General features: G+C 73.1%; 3 protein-coding genes. All 3 read left to right on the forward strand.

The genetic code is table 11. From position 1 onward, the window contains the following. Positions 1-736 (forward strand): carbohydrate ABC transporter permease (locus KBX53_RS32005; protein ID WP_210863559.1); only part of this gene is annotated, 736 nt, incomplete at its 5' end. Continuing rightward, positions 720-1,424 (forward strand): hypothetical protein, encoded by a 705-nt coding sequence (locus KBX53_RS32010; protein WP_210863561.1) that lies wholly within the window; start codon positions 720-722, stop codon positions 1,422-1,424. The genes KBX53_RS32005 and KBX53_RS32010, both read left to right, overlap by 17 nt. Then, a partial coding sequence (locus KBX53_RS32015; protein ID WP_210863563.1) for a DUF6807 family protein occupies positions 1,421-1,787 on the forward strand: 367 nt, incomplete at its 3' end. The genes KBX53_RS32010 and KBX53_RS32015, both read left to right, overlap by 4 nt.

Genomic DNA, 1,787 nt, shown 5'->3' on the forward strand with positions numbered 1-1,787 from the left:
GGAGGAGATCGTCAACAACGTCGGGCTGCTGCCCGAGCGGTTCAGCCCGGGCAACTACACCGCCGGCTGGTCCAACTTCGACGTCAGCTTCGGCCGGTTCTTCCTCAACAGCGCGATGGTCAGCCTGCTCACCGTCGTCGGCAACGGGCTGTCCTGCCTGCTGGCCGCGTACGCCTTCGCCCGGCTGCGGTTCCGGCTGCGCGGCATGTGGTTCGCCGTCATGATCGGCACGCTGCTGCTGCCCCAGCACGTGCTGATCGTGCCGCAGTACATCCTGTTCCGCACCCTCGGGCTGGTCGGCGGCGACTGGCCGTACCTGCCGCTGCTCATCCCGCAGTTCCTGGCCACCGAGGCGTTCTTCGTCTTCCTCATGGTGCAGTTCATGCGCGGCGTGCCCCGGGAACTGGACGAGGCGGCCCGCATCGACGGTGCCGGGCCGTTCGGCATCTTCCGGCACATCATCCTGCCGCTGAGCCGCCCCGCGTTGGTCACCACGGCGATCTTCTCGTTCATCTGGACCTGGAACGACTTCTTCCGCCAGTTGGTCTTCCTGTCCCAACTGGAGGACTACACGGTCCCGGTCGCGTTGACCCTGTTCATCGACTCGACAAGCCAGAGCGCTGTCGGTCCGATGTTCGCCATGTCGGTGCTGTCGCTGCTGCCGGTCTTCCTGTTCTTCGTCGCGTTCCAACGGATGCTCGTCGAGGGGATCAACACCAGTGGCATCAAGGGCTGAACCGACATCGCGGGCCGAACCCGCCGAACCCGACGACACCACCGGGCGGCGGGACTGGCGCGACGTCGCCCGCGACGCCGCCGACCTCGCGCTGCTGGGCATCCTGCTCACCCTCGCGGCGGCACCAGTGCTCACCGCCGCATCGGCGGCGGGCACGGCCAGCGCGGCGGTGCACGACTGGACGCGGACCGGCAGTTGGCCGTCGGCGCGTACGACGGTGCGCCGGTTCGGCCGCGCGGTACTGCCCGGTGTGCCGGTCAGCCTGCTCGGGCTCGGCGGCGCCGCGCTGCTCGCCGCCGACCTGGCGGCACTGGCCACCGGCCGGGTGCCGGGCGGCGCGGCGGCGCTGCTGGCGACCGCGCTGATCGCGGCCGGCCTGGCCGGGTACGCCGGGCTGGTCGTCGTCGAGGTGGGCGGCAACGGGGGCGGGCGGTGGCGGGCCTCGGCCCGCCGCGCCGCCCGCGCCTGCCTCGACGCGCCCACCCGCTGGGCCGCGCTCACCGGGGTCGTCGCGCTGGCCGGGCTGCTCGCCGTCCTGGTCACCCCGGTCGCGGTGCCGATCCTCGCCGGCTACACCGTGGCCGCCCTGCACGCCGTCGCCGCCCGCCGACCGGTCCCGGTCGTCGGTCAGCCGCGCCCCGCCGAGCCGGTGCCGGTCGCCGGCGTCGGGCGTGGGGGACTGCGATGACCGGGGTGGGGGAGTCGGTGCGGCTGACCGTCGGAGCCACCGAGGTGGCCGAGTACGTGCTCGACCCGGCGCTGAACCCCCGGCACGGGCCCCGACCGTACCTGCACCCGGTGCGTACCCTCGGCGGAACGGTGGTCACCGACGCGCTCCCCGACGACCACGTGTGGCACCTCGGCGCGTCCCTCGCGGTGCAGGACGTCAACGGCAGCAACCTCTGGGGCGGGCGCACCTACGTCCGCGACGTCGGCTACACCTGGCGGGACGACCACGGCGTCATCGCGCACACCGGCGAGGTGGAGCACTCCCCGGGCCGGTACGCGCACGACCTCCAGTGGCGCGACCGGGCCGGCGCGGTGCTGCTGA

The organism is Micromonospora sp. M51 (assembly GCF_018070305.1).
Taxonomy (GTDB): Bacteria; Actinomycetota; Actinomycetes; order Mycobacteriales; family Micromonosporaceae; genus Micromonospora; species Micromonospora parva.